We start from the raw sequence: 19,074 nt of genomic DNA, 5'->3' as shown, positions 1-19,074 counted from the left end.
ACCACCGCGCCGCACCTCCACCGCGCCGCACCTCCACCGCGCCGCACCTCCACCGCGCCGCACCTCCACCGCGCCGCACCTCCACCGCGCCGCACCTCCACCGCGCCGCACCCGGGACCCGCCACTCCCCGCTGTCCGCCAGGCCGGACCCCCGGCTGCGCGCGCGAGGGGATATCCCCTTGAGTTGATGGTTCTCCGGTGGTGTGAGAGGGGAGAACGAACACGTGGAGGGGATATCCCCTCGTGTGTCAGGCGACGCCGACGAGGTTCGCAGCCACCCCGCCACCCCGGCACCTGCCACTCCCGCCCCGGCCTGCCTCCGGTTGCGCGCGCGAGGGATATCCCCTCGCGTTGACGGTTCACCCCACGTCGCCGCACCTCGCCGCACCTCGCCGCACCCCACCCCGCCGCACCCCGACACCCGCCGAACCCCGCTCCCGCCCCTCCGCGAGACCTGCCCCCGGTTGCGCTCGAGGGGATATCCCCTCGCGTTGCTGGTTCTCCGGTGGTGTGAGAGGGGAGAACGAACACGTGGAGGGGATATCCCCTCGTGTGTCAGGCGACGCCGACGAGGTTCGCACCCACCCCGCCACCCCGGCACCTGCCACTCCCGCCCTGCCCCCGGGTTGCGCACGCGAGGGGATATCCCGTTGCGTTGATGGTTGAGCCCACTCCGCCGCGCCTGACACCCCCGGCACCCGCCAGTCCCGCCCTCCGCGCGACCTGCCCCCCGGCTGCGCGCGGGGGGATATCCGCTCGCGTTGATGGTTCTCTGGTGGTGTGGAGGGGGAGAACGAGTGCGTGGAGGGGATATCCGCTCGTGTGTCAGGCGACGCCGAGGAGTTGGCGGGTCGGGGTGCGGAGGGTGGTGAGGAGGGTGAAGAAGTGGGGGAGGGCGTCGGCGAGGCGGAGGTGGCCGGCTTCGTGGTGTTGCCAGCCGAACTCGAGTTCGCCGTCGATGGTGCGGTCTTCGAGCGGTACGGCGTATCGGCTGAGCGTCACGCGGGCGGGGCCGGTCTGCGGGTGGTGGTCGCCGCAGCCGCACTCGGTCGGGATGGTGATCGTGGTCAGCGCGTCGGCGGGGTAGCTGCGCAGGCGGAGCGTCGTACCGCGGGCGGTGAACCGGACGATCGTTGCGTCAGGCAACTGTACGACGAGCTCGACCGGTACGGGGTGCGAACCGGGGAGGAGCCGGAGACCATGAGACGCGAGCAGGTCGGCGAGAGCCGGGAGATTCATGCGAAGTTCCTGTGAGTGCTGTGTCGGCGGGCGGGCCACGGAAAGGGGCAGGGCCTCGCGCGCCGGACTCGGCGCGCGTCAGTGACAACACTGACAACAGCAACAGCACAGCATCTGCATGCGGACGATCATGGCAGGACCGCCCGACCACCGGCAAACACCGTCCGCAATCTGGGACGACGGTCCGTGATGTGTCAGTCGGCTTTCTTGCCGAACATGATCTCGTCCCAGCTCGGGACGCTGGCACGCTTGCCGCGGCGGGCCGGCTTCTTCTTCGGCCCGGCCGGAGCTTCCTCCGTGGCCGCGGGCTCTGCGGCCCCAGGCACGGAGGCGTCAGCCGCAGCGGGCTGCGGGGCCTCGACGACCGGGTCGGGCTCGATGTGCGGCGCCGGCTCGCGCGCAGGCTCCTGCCGACGGGCCTCGGCCGCACGTGACGACTCGGCGGCCGGCGCAGCTGCCGGCTCGGCGCGGCGGGGCTCCGAACCGCGGGGCTCCGAACCGCGGGGCTGCGCGGGAGCAGGCTGCTGCGGTCGTGGCTGGCGAGCCTCTGCGGGAGCCTCGTCAGGTGCTGCGGGGGAGGCGAACGCCGGCGGGTCGACAGGGCGCTCGACCGCGCGGACTGCCGGCCGCGGCGCCGGCGGCTGGTCGACAGGTACGTCGATCAGGGTCGGCTCTTCGTCCGGGTTCGGCACCGAGTGCACGCGGCGCGGACCGCGCTCCGGCTCGCGGGACCGGCCGGCCTCCCGCGGGAAGTCGCGCTCCCGTCCGGCGTCACGCGCATCCCGTCCGGCGTCACGCGCATCCCGTGCAACCTCACGCGGGTCGCGGCCGAACTCACGGTTCTCCCGGCCGAAGTCCCGGCCGTCCCGCGCGTCGTCCCCGGCGTCGCGGGAAACCGGGTGGTTTCGGCGGCGGAGGCCGACGGTGTCCTCGAAGCCTGCTTCGTAGCTGTCGGCGCCGTGGTCGGGCGCGATGAGCGGGTCGATGTCCGCAACCGCGGCCAGCCGGCGCTCACCGGGCTGCGGCTGGACCGGCGTCGCCAGCACCTGCGCCTGCTCGCCCACCAGCCAGCGCGCTTCGTCGTCGTCCGGCACGGCGTACCGCCCGGGGGCGTCGTACGCGAACATGGCGATCTTCTCGTCCTTCTTCTCCGCCTCGTCCTCGGACTCGACGAAGTACGAGACGCGAACCGCCCAGCGACCGTCCTCGCGCCGCCATGCGTCCCACTCGGCCGACGCGGGGTCGACCTGACGCGTGCGAAGCCGGTCGGTCACCCATGCGCCGAGGTTGCGGGTCGGGGCGTCTCCGCCGCCGCGACGACGGACGGACGCACGCTGCGCGAGGCTGGCGATGTGATCCCGCTCGGCCAGGACCGGGCCGGCGAACGCCATCACGCGCTCCATCGGCATCTGGGCGATGGCGGCGACCGCCTCGGGACTTTCGCCGGCGCGGATACGAGCCTGGATGTCTCGTGGGCGCAGCGCGCTCTCCATTTGAATCTCCAGCTGGCCGAGTCGGGCACGGTCTCCGCGGAGGGCCGCACGCAACCGGTCGTCGACCGGTACGGCGAACTCCTCACCCGTCTCTGCCATCGCCAGGATGAGCTGTTTCCCATCCTGGCTCAGACCGACGAGCCTCGCCTCGCGCATTGACCTTGTTCTCCTGTGCGGTTCTAGACAGTCTCTCCCGGACGCTGGGCCTGACCAAGACCGGCGCGCCGTGCCGCGCAGTCATTGTGGAGGTTACGTCACGAAATCACATCTTGCCTGGTCACCAGGGTCCTCCTGGTCACACCAGTCACATTAGTCACAACACGGTGTGACTGCTAACTGTTGATCAGCTTCCGAAGGCCGAACGCACCGCAAGCGCACGCTTCAGGTCGTCGGCGCCGTCGGCCACGGACCGGCGGATGCCGGCCACGATCGACTCGTCGGCGATCAGGTCCGCGGCCCGGTCGACGACGCGCTGCTCGATCGTGTACCGCGGGAACGCGAGCTTCGCGCTGGTCGCGACGACCCAGCCGGACCGCAGCTTCTCGGTGCCCGCGATCTCCGCGAAGTACCGGTCGACGTACGGCGCGGTGAGCTCGGCCTGCGTCGGGTGCCAGAACCCTTCGGACGCGGCGTACAGCTCGTAGTTCGGCAGGTCGGCGTCGGTCATGATCTGCGTCCACGCCCGCTCCTTCGCGGCCGCCGTCGGCAGCGCGGCCCGGCAGCGGGTCGCGTGCACGACACCCTCCGACGACGAGTCGCGCTCGAGCTCGGCGTCGATCTCTGCCTCGCCGATCGCGCCGAGCCGGGCGAGCTGCAGCATGACGATCCAGCGCAGGTCGGCGTCCATCGTCACGCCGTCCGGCACGCCGTCACCGGCGAGCCAGCCCTTCAGCCGGCCGACGTCGTCGGTGAACCGCGCGAACCCGCGGGCCACGGACAACTGCACGCTGCTCCCGGCCTCGACGGTCTCCAGGCGGGCCCGCAGTACCTCGGCCAGCTGCCCGCGGTTCGGCTCGTACGGCAGGTAGTTGCCGAGCGCGTGCAGGTTCGCCCAGTTGAGCATCGTGCCGACGGCGATGTCGCTGTTCTCGGTCGGCAGGAGCCCGAGCACGACGTCGAAGCCGACCTTCGGGTCGAGCTCGGCGTCGGCGACCGCGTCCCGGATGCTGTTCAGTACGACGGCGCGCGTCACGCCGCTCTCGATCTTCGGCAGCACCGTCGCGAGGTTGGCCAGGCTGTCGGAGTCGAGCCGGATCTTCGCCCAGCTGTCGTCGCCCGCGTCCGGGACGACCACCGCGATGGACGGGTCGAGGTCGACCTCCACCTCGTCGCCGTCGATCAGTACGTCGACCGTCGTACCGCGCCCGTCCGCGTCGTACCCGCCGACGGTCAGCTTGTGCGGTCGCGAAGCCGGGTACGCCGCCGGCGCCTTGCGGTGCAGCTTGATCCCGGTCTCGGTCCGCGACGCGGTGATCGTGTCGAGCCCCGGAGTACGCAGCCATGCCTGCGCCCAGTCGTCGAGCCCGACCGCGCCGGCCTCGGTCCACTTCGCGACCAGGTCGGCGAAGGTGGCGTTGCCGAACTCGTTCGCCGCGATGTGCGCGTTGACGCCGGCGAGGAACACGTCGTCACCGAGGTACGCCGCCAGCTGCTTGAGGACGGCCGCGCCCTTCGCATAGGAGATGCCGTCGAAGTCGTCGAGCGAGGCGAGCGCGTCCTTGACCGCGTCGGCCGCGACCGGGTGCGTCGACGACCGCTGGTCGGCCTGCAGACCCCACCACTTGCGGATGTAGGCGAAGTCGATCCAGTTGTCGGTGTAGCGGGTCGCCTCGGTCGAGACCCGGTGCGCCATGTACTCGGCGAACGACTCGTTCAGCCAGAGGTCGTTCCACCACTTCATCGTCACGGTGTCGCCGAACCACTGGTGCGCCATCTCGTGCACGATCGTCCGCGCCCGGCTGCTGCGCTCGCCGTCGGTCACCGCCGACCGGAACACCATCGAGTCGCGGAAGGTCACGCAGCCCGGGTTCTCCATCGCGCCGGCGTTGAACTCCGGCACGAACGCCTGGTGGTACTCGCCGAACGGGTACCGGTAGCCGAACATCCGGTGGTACGCGTCGAAGGAGTGCTTGCTGACCTCGAAGATGTCGGCTGCCTCGCGCTCGAGCGCCTCCTTCAGCGACTGCCGCGAGACCACGCTGAGCGCGATGCCGTCGTGCGAGTCGGTGATCTGGTGGTACGGCCCGGCGACCACTGTCACGAAGTACGTCGACAGCGGCTTGGTCTCGGCCAGCTCCCAGCGACCCGGCGACACCTGGGTCGCCGCGCCGTTGCCGAGCACGAGCCACTCCTCGGGGGCCGTGACCTTGAGCCGGTACGGCGCCTTGAGGTCGGGCTGGTCGAAGCACGCGAAGATCCGCGGCGCGGCGTCGAGGAACGACATCGCGTAGGTGTAGGCGAGACCGTCAGCGGCGTCGACCGCGCGGTGCAGTCCCTCGCCGTCGTGGGAGTAGAGCATCGAGGCGACGACGACCAGCTCGTTGTCCGGCTGCAGGCCGGTCAGCTCGAGTCGTCCGTCGTTCAGGCCGGCCACGTCGACCGGTGAGCCGTTGAGCGTGACGGAGGTCAGCTCGTCAGGTTTCACGTCGACCCAGGTTGAAGGACTCGATGCCTTGAACCTGATCGTGGTGGTGGATCCGAACGTCCGCTCGCCCTGGGTGAGGTCGAGATCGACGTCGTACGACTGGACGGAAAGTGCGGCGGCCCGAGTGCGGGCGCCGTCGACGGTGAGACTCGGCATGGGGGCCACTGTATGCCGAGATTAGGCTGAGCACATGGGAGATATGGAGTACCGGCAGCTGGGCGACTCAGGTCTTACCGTGAGCGTGGTCGGACTGGGCTGTAACAACTTCGGCAGGCGGCTCGATGCGAGCCGGACGGACGCGGTGGTGAACGCCGCGGTCGACGCCGGGATCACGTTGTTCGACACCGCGGACATCTACCGCGGCGAGCACGGGTTCAGCGAGGAACTGCTCGGCAAGGCGCTCGGCGCGCGCCGCGACGACGTCGTGATCGCGACGAAGTTCGGCGGTGACATGGGCGGCGTGAACGGCCCGGACTGGGGTGTCCGCGGCTCCCGCCGGTACATCCGCAAGGCGGTCGAGTCGAGCCTGCAGCGGCTCGGCACCGACTGGATCGACCTCTACCAGCTGCACTTCCCGGACCCGGTGACGCCGATCGAGGAAACCTTGGCGGCCCTGTCCGAACTGGTTGCTGAGGGCAAGGTGCGGTACATCGGCAGCTCGCAGTTCGCCGGCTGGCAGGTGATCGACGCCGACTGGACGGCCCGGTCCAACGGCCTGGAGCACTTCATCAGCGCCCAGAACCAGTACTCCCTGCTCGAGCGCGACGTCGAGGACGAGCTGGTGCCGGCCTGCGAGCACCTCGGGCTCGGCATCCTGCCGTTCTTCCCACTCGCGTCCGGTCTGCTCACCGGCAAGTACAAGCGCGGCGCGACGGCGCCCGACGGCAGCCGCCTGGCGACGCAGCCCGAGCGGCTGGCGCGGGCGGACTTCGACAAGATCGAGGCACTCGAGACGTTCGCGGCCGAGCGCGACCTGACCATGATCGACGTCGCGATCGGGGGCCTGGCCGCCCAGCCCGCGGTCGCCTCGGTCATCGCCGGCGCGACCAGGCCCGAGCAGATCACCCAGAACGTCGCCGCCGGCACCTGGGACCCGACTCCCGCCGACCTCGCCGCCCTGGACGAGCTCACGTGACCTTGATTCTCCTGCCGCCGTCCGAGGGCAAGACCGGACGGTCGCGTGGCCGTGCGGTCGACTTCTCGAGCCTGTCGTTCCCGGAGCTGAACCCGGTCCGCGAGCAGGTGCTCGAGACCTTGGCGAAGGTCTCCGCCTCCGCCGACGCGTTCGACGTACTGGATGTCGGCGCCTCGCTTCGGCACGAGGTCGATCGCAACACCCGCTGGCGCACCGAACCGTCCGTCCCCGTCTCCGAGCTGTACTCCGGCGTCCTGTACGACGCCCTCGGCTACTCGACCCTGTCCGCGGGCTCCAAGCGGCGCGCGGCCAATCGCCTGCTCGTCATCTCCGCCGCGTGGGGCGCGCTTCGACCGGCCGACCGCGTCCCGCCGTACCGGCTGTCGATGGGTACGACGCTGCCGGGCCACGGCCCGCTGGCCTCGGTGTGGCGTGATCCGTTGAATGCCGCCCTCAAAGAGGTCGACGGCGTGATCGTGGACTGCCGCTCGTCGACGTACGTCGCGGCGTGGCGGCCGACCGGCGAGCAGGCGGACAAATGGGTGTCGGTGAACGTCGTCCGCGAGCGCGACGGCGTCCGCTCGGTCGTCTCGCACAACGCGAAGCACACCCGCGGCCTGGTCGCACGTCACCTGCTCGAGTCCGGCAAGGACCCCGGTACGCCGAAGTCCTTGCACAAGCTGATCGGCGAACGCTGGACCGCCGAGCTGGACCGGACTTCGTCGGGCTGGACGCTGACCGTCGTCGAACACGACTGACGTTCACTGGACTGTAACTGGTGAGTGGTTTCCCACAGCGCGTGATCGGGGAAGGCTGAAGGGCAGCAACGTCAGGGGGGATCCGCCCTAACCCTCGGAGGCCTGACCGATGCGACGTTCGATTACCGCTGCCGTCACCGCACTAGCCGCGACGGCGGCCTGGAGTCTCAGCGCCGGTCCGGCGCTGGCCTACCCACCGACCCCGCCGTCGGCCAGTACGGCGGCCACCCAGCTGGCGAGTCTCACCGTGAAGACGGAGGGCTCGACGAGCGGGTACAGCCGGGATCTCTTCCCGCACTGGATCACCCAGTCCGGTACCTGCGACACCCGCGAAGAGGTGCTGAAGCGCGACGGGATCGGCGTCACCGTCGACAGCAGCTGCAAGCCGACGGCCGGCCGCTGGTACAGCGTGTACGACGCCACCTACGTCGAAACGTCGTCCGGTGTCGACATCGACCACATCGTGCCGCTCGCCGAGGCGTGGAAGTCCGGCGCGAACACCTGGACGACCGCACGCCGCCAGGAGTTCGCGAACAACCTCACCATCGCCCAGCTGATCGCGGTGTCGGCGTCGAGCAACCGGTCGAAGGGTGACCAGGACCCGTCCGAGTGGCAGCCGCCGAACGCGTCGGTGCACTGCATCTACGCGCGCGAGTGGATCTGGGTGAAGTACACCTACGGCCTGTCGCTGCAGTCGGCGGAGAAGACCGCTCTGCAGCAGATGCTCGCTACCTGCTAGTCCTCGAGCAGATGGCGACGCTGGGCGTGGATGCCGGCCTGGAACCGGGTCCGCGCGCCCAGCGTCTCCATCAGCTCGGCGACCCGCCGGCCGACGGTCCGGCTGCTCAGCGCGAGCTGCCGCGCGATCGCGTCGTCCTTGAACCCGGCGGCCAGCAGCGTCATCAGCCGCGCGTCCGTCGGGTCGGCCTTGGCTGACGGAACCACCGGCACGGCCTGGTCCCACAGCAGCCAGAACATCTCGATCAACGCGTCGAGCAACGCGCAGGGATGTACGACGAGCGCACTGTCGACCAGCTGATCCACCGCGAGCGGCAGCAGGGCGATCTTCCCGTCGAACACGGCCAGCTTCATCGGCACCTGCGGATGCACCCGGGACGTCTCCCCGGCATCGGCCGCGCTGTACGCCTCGTCGACGCCGCCGGGGATGTCCAGCGAGTCGGGGGAGTAGATGCCATGGACGACGACCCCGTCGCCGAGGAGTCCTCGCACCTTCGGGTCGGAGTCGCCCGGCCGCGAGGCGTACGGTGGCCGGTCGAGGACGAGGAGCTGGTCACCCGTCCCGTTCAGCAGTTGGGAGAACCGGGCCGCGATGGCCTCCTGCCCGACGATGACCTCGACCAGGTTCTCCGGGCGGTGCTGCTCTTGTGCGCGTAGCTCGGTCAGCAGGACGCGGGCCTCGGCCCGGACGCGATCGAGCTCCGCCCGACGTACGGCGACCAGCGCGTCGACCGCGACATCCGGACGGGTCGGCAGCAGCCGGACCGGGTCGTCGGAGGTGGAGGTCAGCAGACCGAGCTTCTCCAGCCGGCCGACCGTTGCCGTCAGCTCCTGCTCGTCGCGGCCGAGATTGCCGGCCAGCTCGCGGACGTCGCAACCAGGGGTCGACAGCAGCACCCGGTACGCCTCCTCATCGGGCGGCTCCACCCCAACCGACTCCAGCATCCGAACAGGCTATCTCGTCCAATGGACCAGCTCGACTGGTTTGGCGACTTCGCGACATGTCCGGGATCCGTCAGGCTCCGGCCAGGTGCGGATACCCCCGCGGTGGGGTATGCCTGACGTGCTGGGCGCGCGCGGATCGGACAGGGGACGTCCGGTCAAGCCTCAACGCGCGCGCCCGCCCTTCTCTTCACCCTCAGGTAGCTGCGCCAGATCGTCCGCTGCAACTGCAGTGTCACGACACCGGCGACGGTCATCCCGGCGAGGTTGATGCCCAACTGGGCAGCCGAACCACCGATCTGGTGCGGTGCCCACAGCGCGATCGACAGCGCGAGGTCACCGGCGGCGGGGACCGTCGTCACCGAGATGAAGACGCCGACCAGCGCGTTCCCGCGTCCGGCGGTCTGTGACAGCACGCCGGCGCATCCGGCCAGGACGGCCACCACCGCCGACCACTTGTCCGGCCGCCAGATGAATCCGGTCAGCGGCCGGGCTGCCGTCACGTTGCCGACGTCCACCCAGCCGACGGCCCGTGCCAGCAGCACAGCCACCACGGTGAGCGCGATCGCGAGCGCGAAGCCCTTCACCAGCAGCGACGCCGATCGCCCGATCAGTCCGCGCTTGCGAAGGAACAGGCCGACCGCGAGCGCGGCCACCACGCCGAACTCCGGGCCGACGACCATGGCGCCCACCACCAGGATCGCCGAGTCGGTGATCACCGCGACCGAGGCGATCATCGTCGCCAGCGTGAGGAACGCGTAGTACACCCACGAGCCGCCGGCTTCGTTGTACGCCTGGTCGACCACGGCGTCCCAGATGACCGCGTCGTCCGGCGCCCCAGGGGCTGCCTTCTCCGCCGCGCGGGCGTTGCGCGACGGGGCCGAGTCGACCGAGGTCAGCGCGACCGCGCCGTCGTCGTACAGGCCCTCGGCCTTCAGGAACGCGAGGATGTCCGAGGTGGCCTCACGGGTCACGTCGCACTCGATCACGTCGCCCTCAGGACGGCGGGCGGCGCCGGGGAGCTGGACGATGCTCGTCACGCGCGGGTCGCCGAGGAGCGTGTCCAGAACCTGCTCGGTACAGCCCGTCGGGACGATCAGACGAAGGTGCATCACGTGCGACATGGTGCCAGGCCCGACGGCTGTCGTGGATCGGGCCTGGATCGAAGCCACGCGCCTGGCCTCTCAGCGGGCTCTCAGGTGGGACCATAGGACCTTGTGACGCACTGATGTGAGGGAGGCACGATGAGTGAGAATTCTGCTGCCGCCGCGCCGAGCACGGGGGAGCGCCCGGAGCTGAAGCGGGTGATGGGTCCCGGACTTCTGCTCCTGTTCGTCGTCGGCGACATCCTCGGCACCGGCGTGTACGCGCTGACCGGCAAGGTGGCCGGCGAGGTCGGCGGCGCGGTCTGGCTGCCGTTCCTGTGCGCGTTCGTCGTCGCCATGCTGACGGCGACCAGCTACCTCGAGCTCGTCACGAAGTACCCGAGGGCCGGTGGTGCGGCCGTCTACACGCACAAGGCGTTCGGGATCCACTTCCTCACCTTCCTGCTGACGTTCGCGGTGATGTGCTCCGGCCTGACCTCGGCGTCGAGCGCGTCGAAGGCGTTCGCCGCGAACTTCTTCTCCGCCGCCCACATCGACTCCGACCGCGGCTCGGTGCTGATGATCACCGCGCTCGCGTTCATGACGCTGATCGCGCTGGTCAACCTGCGGGGCGTCGGCGAGAGCGTGAAGGCGAACGTCGTACTCACCTGCGTCGAGCTGAGCGGTCTGCTGATCGTGATCGGCATCGGCGCCTGGGCGCTGCTCGCCGGCGACGGCGACACGTCCCGGCTGACCGACTTCCACGTGCCCGACGGCGAGTCACCGTTCGGCGCCGTGACCGCCGCGACCGCGCTGGCGTTCTTCGCGATGGTCGGGTTCGAGGACTCGGTGAACATGGCCGAGGAGACCAAGGACCCGGTCAAGATCTTCCCGAAGATGATGCTGATCGGCCTGTGCATCACCGGCGTGATCTACGTGCTGGTCGCGATCTCCGCGGTCACGCTGGTCTCACCCGACGACCTCAACCAGGGTGCGACGCCGCTGCTGAAGGTCGTCCAGGCCGGTGCGCCCGGGTTCCCGCTCGAGGTGTTCGCCTGGATCACGATGTTCGCGGTCGCCAACTCCGCGCTGATCAACATGCTGATGGCGAGCCGCCTGCTGTACGGGATGTCGCACGAGCAGGTGCTGCCGGGTCCGCTCGGCCGGGTGCTCCGCAAGCGGCGTACGCCGTATATCGCGATCCTCTTCACCACGCTGCTCGCGTTCGCGCTGATCGGGTACGCCGACCTGGCGGCTCTCGGTGGTACGACGGCGTTCCTGCTGCTGTGCGTGTTCGCGATCGTGAACGTCGCGGTGCTGGTACTGCGGCGGGACAAGGTCGAGCACAGGCACTTCAACGCGCCGACCGCGCTGCCGATCCTCGGTGTCGTGCTGTGCGTCTACCTGGCCAGCCCGCTGTCCGGGCGGGACTCGGCGGACTACAAGATCGCCGGCTGGCTGATGCTGGTCGGTGTCGGGTTGTGGGCGATCACCTGGCTGCTGAACAAGTACGTGTTCAAGCGGCGCGCCGATTTCGATCCGTCACATCTTGATCCGCAAGGCCCGGTGAACTGACCGGAAGGAACACGGCGAGCAGGACCGTCGCGAGGGCCGCGAGCCCGGTGGCGACGGCGATCCAGCCGAGTGCGGGGTAGCCCGCGCCGGCGTCGATCGCCAGCCCACCGAGCCACGGCCCGACGGTGATGCCGACGTTGAACGCGGAGAAGTTCGTCGCGGTCGCCAGCGTCGGGGCGTTACCGGCGAGGCCGAACACGCGGGCGTTGAGGGCGGGGTTGGCCGCGAAGCCGAAGCCGCCGAGCAGTGCGATCACGGGGATGACCGCGGCGGGAGTGGACGCCGTCATCGCGAGCAGCCCGGACAGGACCACGAGTCCGGTGATGCTGATGAACAAGGTGTGGAACGGCAGGGCGTCGGCGAAGCGTCCACCCCAGTTGATCCCGATGAACGACCCGAGACCGTAGAGGGCGAGGACCCCGGGCACTGCGCCTGCGGGCAGCCCGGTCGTCTCGATGAGGAGCGGGGCCAGGTAGCTGAAGACGACGAGGATGGTTGCGGTGACCAGGGCCGTGGTGCCGAAGGCGAGCCAGAGCCGAGCGTTGATCAGCACCCGCAGCTCGTCGGCCAGACGTGGCGCGGTGGCCGGATCGGGACGATCGCCAGGGACCGTCGCGAGGACGCCCGACATGGACAGAGCGCTGAGGAGTGCGACGGTCCAGAAGGCGGAGCGCCAGCCGAGGTGCTGGCCGAGCACGGTGCCGAGCGGGAGGCCGACGATGGTCGCGACAGTGAGGCCGCCCGTGACGATACTCATCGCGCGGGCCCGGCGGTCCGTGCTGACCAGCGACATCACGGTGACGGCGGCGACCGACCAGAACCCGGCATAGACGAAGGCGCCGACGATGCGGGTGACGAGCAGGACGGTGTAGCTCGGCGTCAGTGCGCCGGCCACGTGGGTCAGCGCGAAGACGGCAAGGAACGCGAGCAGCGCCGTACGCCGCGACCAGGTGAGCGTGACGACTGCGAGGACCGGTGCGCCGACCAGCATGCCGAGCGCGAAGGCGGAGATCAGCAGCCCGGCCTGAGGGATCGAGACCTGCAGGTCCGTCGCCAGCTCGGGGAGCAGCCCGGCGAGCATCAGCTCCGACGTCCCCTGCGCGAAAATGCTCAGGCCAAGGACATAGACGGCAATCGGCATCGTTCCCCCTCCATCGGCCCCCTCACCCAAGGCCACTCGGAGTATCTCAGAGATCACTGTCCGCTGTCGCCGCGCCTGTCACAGGCTGAGACTTGGTGGAATACGGCATGGTGGAGGCATGAGCTCGCAGACTCCGGCGAAGCGCTCCGGGCGGAGTGTGGACACCGCCAAGATCGGCGGTGGTCTGAAGCTGCTCGCTCTGCTGCTGGGGCTGATGTGGCTGAGCGAAGTCATCGATTCGGCGACCAACGGGTCGCTCGATCAGTACGGGATCATCTCCCGTACGCCGCGCGGCCTGGTCGGCATCCTGACCGCGCCGTTCCTGCACCTCGGGTTCGGCCACCTGATCTCGAACACGCTGCCGCTGGTCACGCTCGGCGCGATCATCGCGATCAGTGGTGCGGCCCGTCTGTTCGCGGTGACGGCGATCGTGACGGTGATCGGCGGGTTCGGGACGTGGCTGATCTCACCGCCGAACACGATCACGATCGGCGCGAGCGGCCTGGTCTTCGGGTACGCGTCCTACCTGATCGTGCGGGGGCTGTTCAACCGGCGACTCAGCCAGGTGCTGATCGGGATCGTGGTCATCATGGTGTGGGGCAGCGCCCTGCTCACCAGTCTGCTGCCGCAGGACGGGATCTCCTGGCAGGGTCACCTGTGCGGCGGCATCGCCGGCCTGGTCGCGGCGTGGGTGCTGGCCGACGACAAGCAGCGACGCGTCAAATAAGCGTGCCGGGGTCGGTGTTCGAGCCGCAGACGACCACGACGACCCGCTCACCGGCCGCTGGTTTGTAGGCGCCCGAGAGCAGCGCGGCGTACGCCGTTGCGCCGCCGTGTTCCGTCGCCAGGTGATACTCGTGCCAGAGCTGTTTGCGGGCGGCAACGATCGAGTCGTCTTCCACGAGGACGGACTGCACGCGATGGCGCTGGACTGCCTCGAAAGCCAGATCGCCGAGGCGGCGCGCTCCCAACGAGTCGGCCGCGACGCCGGCGACTGATCCGTCGGTCGGCTGCTGAGCATCGAGCGCTCGGTGCATGGTCGGCGCCAGGACCGGCTCGACCCCGATGACCTGGGCGTTGTCGCCGAGCGCGGTCGCGATGCCGGCGATCAGGCCGCCGCCACCCACGGCGACCAGGACCGTGTCGAACATGCCGGCCTGCTCGAGCAACTCGAGCCCGACCGTGCCCTGCCCGGCGACCACCTCCGGCTGGTCGTACGCGTGGACCAGGAGCGCACCCGACTCACCTTGCGCCGCGAGGGCGGCCTGGTACGCCTCGGCGTACTCGCTCCCGACCTGTACGACGTCCGCGTCGAGCGTGCGCAGCTTGCCGAGCTTCGCGGCCGGCGTCGTCTCCGGGACGAAGATCCGCGCCGGCACCCCGAGCTCCCTCGCCGCATACGCCGCGGCCAGGCCGTGGTTGCCGCCGGAAGCGGCGACGAGGCCCTGCGCGGTCAGCTCGCCGCTGTCCTTCGCGCTGAGCAGCCGGTTGAACGCGCCGCGCGGCTTGAACGAGCCGGCGTGCTGGAGCAGTTCGAGCTTGAACGTGAGGCCGGGCGCGACCTCGATCACCGGAGTACGTCGGACCCGTCCGGCGATCCGCTCCGCCGCCTGCCGCACATCATCGAGACTTACCGTCATGCTCCAACCCTGCCACGATGGAGAGCAGCCACGGACGGAGGCCATGGACATGGATGGAACGGGCGCGTACGACGAGAGCTACCGGCGGAGCCTGGACGACCCCCAAGGGTTCTGGCTCGAGGCGGCAGAGGCGATCTCCTGGTCGCGGCCTCCGACCCAGGCGATCGACGCGACCGCCGACCCGATCTTCCGCTGGTATCCCGACGGCGAGCTGAACACGTCGTACAACGCCCTGGACCGGCACGTCGAAGCCGGAGACGGCGACCGCACCGCCCTGATCTACGACTCACCCGTCACCGGCGCAGGCCGCGCCTACACCTACACGCAACTCCGGGACGAGGTAGCTGTCTTCGCCGGCGGACTGGCCTCGCTCGGGGTGGGCAAGGGCGACAGGGTCATCGTCTACATGCCGATGGTCCCGGAAGCAGTCGTCGCCATGCTCGCCTGCGCCCGCCTCGGCGCGATCCACTCGGTGGTGTTCGGCGGCTTCGCCCCGCGCGAACTGGCAGCCCGGATCGACGACGCAACCCCGAAGGTCATCGTCGCGGCGTCCTGCGGCATCGAGCCGACGCGGACCGTCGAGTACAAGCCGATCATCGACGAGGCCCTCCAGATCGCGGAGCACCAGCCCGAGCACACCGTCGTACTGCAGCGTCCGCAGGCGGAGGCCCGGTTGGGCGATCGCGACCTGGATTGGAGCGCGTTGGCCGATGGCGCCGAGCCGGCCGAGCCGGTGCAGGTCGCGGCGACCGACCCGCTGTACATCCTCTACACCTCGGGGACGACGGGGAAGCCGAAAGGCGTCGTCCGCGACAACGGCGGCCATGCCGTCGCGCTCGCCTGGACGATGCGCAACGTGTACGACATCGGCCCGGGCGACGTGTGGTGGACCGCCTCCGACGTCGGCTGGGTGGTCGGCCACTCGTACATCGTCTACGCGCCGCTCCTCGTCGGTGCGACCACCGTGCTGTACGAAGGCAAGCCGGTCGGTACGCCGGACGCGGGGGCGTTCTGGCGGGTGATCTCCGAGCACGGCGTGAAGGCCCTGTTCACCGCGCCGACCGCGATCCGGGCGATCAAGAAGGTCGATCCGGAAGCGGCCGAGCTGGCGAAGTACCCGATGGACACCTTCCGGACGTTGTTCCTGGCGGGGGAGCGGCTCGACCCGGAGACGTACCACTGGGCGCACGAGCATCTCGGCGTACCGGTGGTGGACCACTGGTGGCAGACCGAGACGGGTTGGCCGATCGCGGCGAACCCGCGCGGGCTCGAGCCGCTGCCGACCAAGCCGGGCTCGGCGACCGTGCCGATGCCGGGCTGGAACGTGCAGATCCTCGATGCGCAGGGCAAGGAACTGCTGCCGCACGAGGAGGGCGCGATCGCGATCAAGCTGCCGCTGCCGCCCGGTGCTCTGCCGACGCTGTGGGGCGACGACCAGCGCTACATCGACAGCTACCTGAAGGAGTACGACGGCTACTACCTGACCGGCGACGGCGGATTCATCGACGACGACGGGTACATCTTCGTGATGGGCCGGACCGACGACGTGATCAACGTGGCCGGTCATCGGTTGTCGACCGGCTCGATCGAGGCGGTCGTGGCGGCGAACGCCGCCGTGGCGGAGTGCGCGGTGATCGGCGTCCACGACCCGTTGAAGGGCCAGTTGCCGCGGGCGCTCGTCGTACTGAAGGCCGGCGCCTCGGTGACGGAGGAGACGCTGCGCGACGAGCTCGTGACCGCGGTACGGCGGGAGATCGGTCCGGTGGCGGCGTTCCGGGACGTGTCGATCGTGGATGCGTTGCCGAAGACCCGCTCGGGGAAGATCCTGCGCCGGACGATGCGCGGGATCGCGGACGGCAGGGACGAGCCGGTGCCGTCGACGATCGAGGATCCCGCCGTACTGGATGCCCTACGCCCCGTGCTGCGCGGCCAGGAAGGCTAGGACCGCCGGGCTCGCCACGGCCCGGAACTCGTGGAAGTAGGCGTGCCGAGCGCCGGCGATCAGCTCGGCACGCGCGTCCGGGATCCGCTCGGCGAGAAGTTGCGCGTTGGCCGCCGGGCTGAAGACGTCGTCGGTGCCGTGCAGGACGAGCGTCGGCGCAGTGATGCTCGGCAGCCCGTCCCAGGCGTCGTGTCTGTTGCTGGCAACCAGATGCTGGCCCTTGGCATACGACGGCATGGTCTGATCACCGAGCACGTAGTACGGACCGGGGTTCTGCGCGAGCCACTGCGGGGTGTACATCAGCTCGAGCAGCACGCGATCCGTCCGTGCCGGATCCGCCAGCGCCCTGCGGATCTCCTGACTCCGCTCGTACCCGTGGGCTGCTCCGGGTGACGTGCACCCGAGGACGAGTGCGTCAACCCGCTCCGGATGGTCGATCGCGAGCCACTGCGCGACCCGTCCACCCATCGAGGTCCCGTAGACGTCTGCGTTGTTCAGCTCGAGGGCGTCCAGCACAGCCACCACGTCCTGCGCGAAGCCGCGGGTGCTGTACACCTCGTCCGGCTTGTCGCTGGCCCCCGTCCCTCTCCAGTCCAACGTGATGACTCGGCGCCCCTGGAAGTCGGACAGGATCGGGTCCCACCAGGTGTGGTTGTTCGACTGACCGGCCAGCAGCACAAGTGGTTGCCCGTCGCCCCGAACCTGGTAGGCGATCGACGTCCCGTCGATGGTTGATGCGTGTGGCACAGAGATAGTCTGCGGGTATGCGAGTCGTGATTGCGGGTGGACACGGACAGATCGCGTTGCGGCTGACCAGGCTGCTGAGCGCTGACGGTCACGAGGTGGTCGGGCTGGTTCGCAATCCGGACCACGAGGCCGACATCGCGGCTGCCGGCGGGCAGGCCGCCGTACTCGACCTCGAGCAGACGGACGCGGGCGCGGTCGCCAAGGTGCTGGCCGGCGCGGACGTCGCGATCTTCGCGGCCGGTGCGGGGCCGGGCAGTGGGAACGCGCGCAAGGACACGGTCGACCGCGGTGCGGCCGCCCTGTTCGCGGAGGCTGCCCAGCAGGCCGGCGTACGGCGTCACATCCAGGTCGGCTCGATGGGCGCGGACCGGGCCGACTCGCTGACCGACGACGCGACCTTCACCATCTACCTCAAGGCCAAGTGGGCGGCCGAGGAGGACCTGCGGGCCCGGGATCTGGACTGGACGGTCCTGCGTCCCGGCAGCCTGACCGACGACGCCGGGACCGGCAAGGTGTACCTCGCCGACAAGACCGGAAACGGCCGGATCACCCGCGACGACGTCGCGCTGGTCCTGGCCGGCCTCTGCGACACCCCGGCCGCGATCGGCCGGACCCTGGAGCTCATCGCCGGAGACACCCCGGTGGACGAGGCACTCAACTCGCTCTGACCCTCTATGAAGTTGCCACAAGCAACAGAAATGTGATGGATATGGCAGACACACTCCGCCAGGTGACCTTCGAGCGCGTGGCGAACAGCAGCTACGAGGTCCGCAACGTCCGCGGCGGCACGATCCGGGTCGGCTCCGGTGGCGCGGACACCGACTTCACCCCGGTCGAGCTGCTGCTGGCCGCGATCGGGACCTGCTCGGCGATCGACGTCGACATCGTCGTCAGCCGCCGCGCGGAGCCGACCGAGTTCAGCGCGGTGGTGCGCGGGGACAAGGTCCGCGACGCCGACGAGGGCAACCGGATGGAGAACCTCGCGGTCGAGTTCACCGTGCACTTCCCCGAGGGGGAGGACGGCGACAAGGCACGTGAGGCCCTGCCGCGGGCCGTGAAGATGTCGCACGACCGGCTCTGCACGGTCAGCCGGACCGTCGAGCTCGGGACGCCGGTCACGACGACGGTCAACGACTGAGCACTTCCAGGAGCCTGCCCGCGTACGCCTTCGGGTGGCTCAGGTTGCCGTTGTGGCCGCCTGGGAACAGCAGCAGCTCCTGGTCGAGCATCGCGGCGAGCGCCTCGGCGCACCGGTAGTCGAAGACGGTGCGCGGCGTCGTCGTACCGGCTGCGGTCAGGATGCGGGCGTCGACGGCACCAAGGTCGACCTTGGTGTCGTTCGCTGCGGCGATGAAGTCGTGCCGGATGAAGTAGTCGAAGTTCGCGATCCGGTTGGCGTCCATGGGGAAGTCGGTGCGGTCGGGCTCGCCGTTCGACGGGTCGATGCCGAGCGATCGGGCGATCTGCGGGACAGTCGCCTGCAGGCCGTTGGCCAGGTAGTGGTCGCGGAGTTCGGTCAGCTCGTCGCGGTGGCGTTTCGGCTCGGGGTCGGCGAGGAGCCACGGCGCGATCGGCTCGTGGGCGACCAGGGTATGGAGCTGGCCCGGGTGGTCGGCGGCTACGTGCAGGCCGATGACGGCTCCGAGGCTGCAGCCGAGCATCGCGACGGGCTGGTCGGTGAGGTGCGCGAGCAGACGGTGTACGTCGTCGGCGTGGTCGGCGATCGTGGCGCCGGCGGCCGGGTTGTGGAGCCGGCTGCGGGACAGGCCGCGGCGGTCGTAGGTGAGCACGGTGTATCGGTCGGTGAGGTGGCGGGCCAGGTCGTTCGTGCGGTCGGCGTCGCCTTCACCGCTCTGTGAGATCAGCAGCAGCGGGCCGGTGCCGGTGAGCTGATAGTGCAGGACTGCGCCGGGAACATTGAGGGTCGTCATGGCTCAGAGATTACATCTATTTCGATACATCTATCAAGATGTATCTGACTTGATGTAGATTCCG

The 19,074-nt window shown here is 69.7% G+C and carries 17 protein-coding genes; 8 read left to right on the top strand and 9 right to left on the bottom strand.

Annotated elements, in window-relative coordinates; translation table 11 throughout:
* Positions 1-825 precede the first annotated feature (825 nt).
* The 3 genes from ACIA58_RS25115 to pepN all read right to left on the bottom strand — a co-directional run bounded on the left by ACIA58_RS25115 (position 826) and on the right by pepN (position 5,532).
* A complete protein-coding gene (locus ACIA58_RS25115; RefSeq protein ID WP_396406194.1) occupies positions 826-1,239 on the bottom strand; it encodes a hypothetical protein in 414 nt (137 codons plus the stop codon).
* Between the two features lie 194 nt (positions 1,240-1,433).
* Complete coding sequence (gene sepH, locus ACIA58_RS25110) at positions 1,434-2,888, bottom strand: septation protein SepH (protein WP_396406193.1); 1,455 nt, start codon at positions 2,886-2,888, stop codon at positions 1,434-1,436.
* A gap of 187 nt (positions 2,889-3,075) precedes the next feature.
* Positions 3,076-5,532 carry an aminopeptidase N gene (gene pepN / locus ACIA58_RS25105; RefSeq protein WP_396406192.1) on the bottom strand — a complete coding sequence of 819 codons (2,457 nt, stop codon included), beginning with the start codon at positions 5,530-5,532 and terminating at the stop codon, positions 3,076-3,078.
* Between the two features lie 34 nt (positions 5,533-5,566).
* Here pepN and ACIA58_RS25100 point away from each other — a divergent pair, with 34 nt between their 5' ends.
* The 3 genes from ACIA58_RS25100 (at position 5,567) to ACIA58_RS25090 (ending at position 8,008) form a co-directional block, all read left to right on the top strand.
* Positions 5,567-6,511 (top strand): aldo/keto reductase, encoded by a 945-nt coding sequence (locus tag ACIA58_RS25100; protein ID WP_396406191.1) that lies wholly within the window; start codon positions 5,567-5,569, stop codon positions 6,509-6,511.
* Positions 6,508-7,269, top strand: a complete 762-nt coding sequence (locus ACIA58_RS25095; protein ID WP_396406190.1) for a YaaA family protein — start codon at positions 6,508-6,510, stop codon at positions 7,267-7,269. Before ACIA58_RS25100 ends, ACIA58_RS25095 begins: the two co-directional genes overlap by 4 nt.
* A gap of 109 nt (positions 7,270-7,378) precedes the next feature.
* Entirely contained in the window at positions 7,379-8,008 is a 630-nt protein-coding gene (locus tag ACIA58_RS25090; protein WP_396406189.1) for an HNH endonuclease family protein, read from the top strand.
* Here ACIA58_RS25090 and ACIA58_RS25085 read toward each other — a convergent pair.
* Entirely contained in the window at positions 8,005-8,952 is a 948-nt protein-coding gene (locus tag ACIA58_RS25085) for a transcriptional regulator TrmB (RefSeq protein WP_396406188.1), read from the bottom strand. The two genes, ACIA58_RS25090 and ACIA58_RS25085, sit on opposite strands and share 4 nt — an antisense overlap.
* Positions 8,953-9,107: 155 nt before the next feature.
* Positions 9,108-10,061 carry a DUF389 domain-containing protein gene (locus tag ACIA58_RS25080; protein ID WP_396406513.1) on the bottom strand — a complete coding sequence of 318 codons (954 nt, stop codon included), beginning with the start codon at positions 10,059-10,061 and terminating at the stop codon, positions 9,108-9,110.
* 132 nt (positions 10,062-10,193) lie between these two features.
* On the opposite strand from ACIA58_RS25080, the gene ACIA58_RS25075 reads away from it, so the two are divergent.
* Complete coding sequence (locus ACIA58_RS25075) at positions 10,194-11,609, top strand: APC family permease (protein ID WP_396406187.1); 1,416 nt, start codon at positions 10,194-10,196, stop codon at positions 11,607-11,609.
* On the opposite strand, the gene ACIA58_RS25070 is transcribed toward ACIA58_RS25075, so the two are convergent.
* Positions 11,551-12,750, bottom strand: a complete 1,200-nt coding sequence (locus ACIA58_RS25070; RefSeq protein WP_396406186.1) for a Cmx/CmrA family chloramphenicol efflux MFS transporter — start codon at positions 12,748-12,750, stop codon at positions 11,551-11,553. The genes ACIA58_RS25075 and ACIA58_RS25070 overlap by 59 nt on opposite strands.
* A gap of 118 nt (positions 12,751-12,868) precedes the next feature.
* Here ACIA58_RS25070 and ACIA58_RS25065 point away from each other — a divergent pair, with 118 nt between their 5' ends.
* The gene (locus ACIA58_RS25065; RefSeq protein ID WP_396406185.1) at positions 12,869-13,477 is read left to right on the top strand and encodes a rhomboid family intramembrane serine protease; all 609 of its coding nucleotides are present in this window, start codon (positions 12,869-12,871) and stop codon (positions 13,475-13,477) included.
* Here ACIA58_RS25065 and ACIA58_RS25060 read toward each other — a convergent pair.
* On the bottom strand, positions 13,470-14,390 hold the full coding sequence (locus ACIA58_RS25060) for a threonine/serine dehydratase (RefSeq protein WP_396406184.1): 921 nt from the start codon (positions 14,388-14,390) through the stop codon (positions 13,470-13,472). The two genes, ACIA58_RS25065 and ACIA58_RS25060, sit on opposite strands and share 8 nt — an antisense overlap.
* A gap of 49 nt (positions 14,391-14,439) precedes the next feature.
* On the opposite strand from ACIA58_RS25060, the gene ACIA58_RS25055 reads away from it, so the two are divergent.
* Positions 14,440-16,332: an acetate--CoA ligase gene (locus ACIA58_RS25055; protein WP_396406183.1), complete on the top strand. Its 1,893-nt coding sequence runs from the start codon at positions 14,440-14,442 to the stop codon at positions 16,330-16,332.
* Here the strand turns inward: ACIA58_RS25055 and ACIA58_RS25050 are convergent.
* On the bottom strand, positions 16,300-17,079 hold the full coding sequence (locus ACIA58_RS25050; RefSeq protein WP_396406182.1) for an alpha/beta fold hydrolase: 780 nt from the start codon (positions 17,077-17,079) through the stop codon (positions 16,300-16,302). The genes ACIA58_RS25055 and ACIA58_RS25050 overlap by 33 nt on opposite strands.
* A 17-nt stretch (positions 17,080-17,096) precedes the next feature.
* Between ACIA58_RS25050 and ACIA58_RS25045 the strand changes: the two genes are divergently transcribed.
* Entirely contained in the window at positions 17,097-17,747 is a 651-nt protein-coding gene (locus tag ACIA58_RS25045; protein WP_396406181.1) for an SDR family oxidoreductase, read from the top strand.
* Positions 17,748-17,788: 41 nt separating this feature from the next.
* The gene (locus tag ACIA58_RS25040) at positions 17,789-18,217 is read left to right on the top strand and encodes an OsmC family protein (protein ID WP_396406180.1); all 429 of its coding nucleotides are present in this window, start codon (positions 17,789-17,791) and stop codon (positions 18,215-18,217) included.
* Here the strand turns inward: ACIA58_RS25040 and ACIA58_RS25035 are convergent.
* Complete coding sequence (locus ACIA58_RS25035; RefSeq protein ID WP_396406179.1) at positions 18,207-19,010, bottom strand: alpha/beta fold hydrolase; 804 nt, start codon at positions 19,008-19,010, stop codon at positions 18,207-18,209. The genes ACIA58_RS25040 and ACIA58_RS25035 overlap by 11 nt on opposite strands.
* Positions 19,011-19,074: the final 64 nt, after the last annotated feature.

It is taken from the genome of Kribbella sp. NPDC051586 (assembly GCF_044453965.1).
Classification (GTDB): Bacteria; Actinomycetota; Actinomycetes; order Propionibacteriales; family Kribbellaceae; genus Kribbella.
Note: the sequence above shows the minus strand (reverse complement) of the source record. Positions and strands in the feature narration are given on the sequence as shown.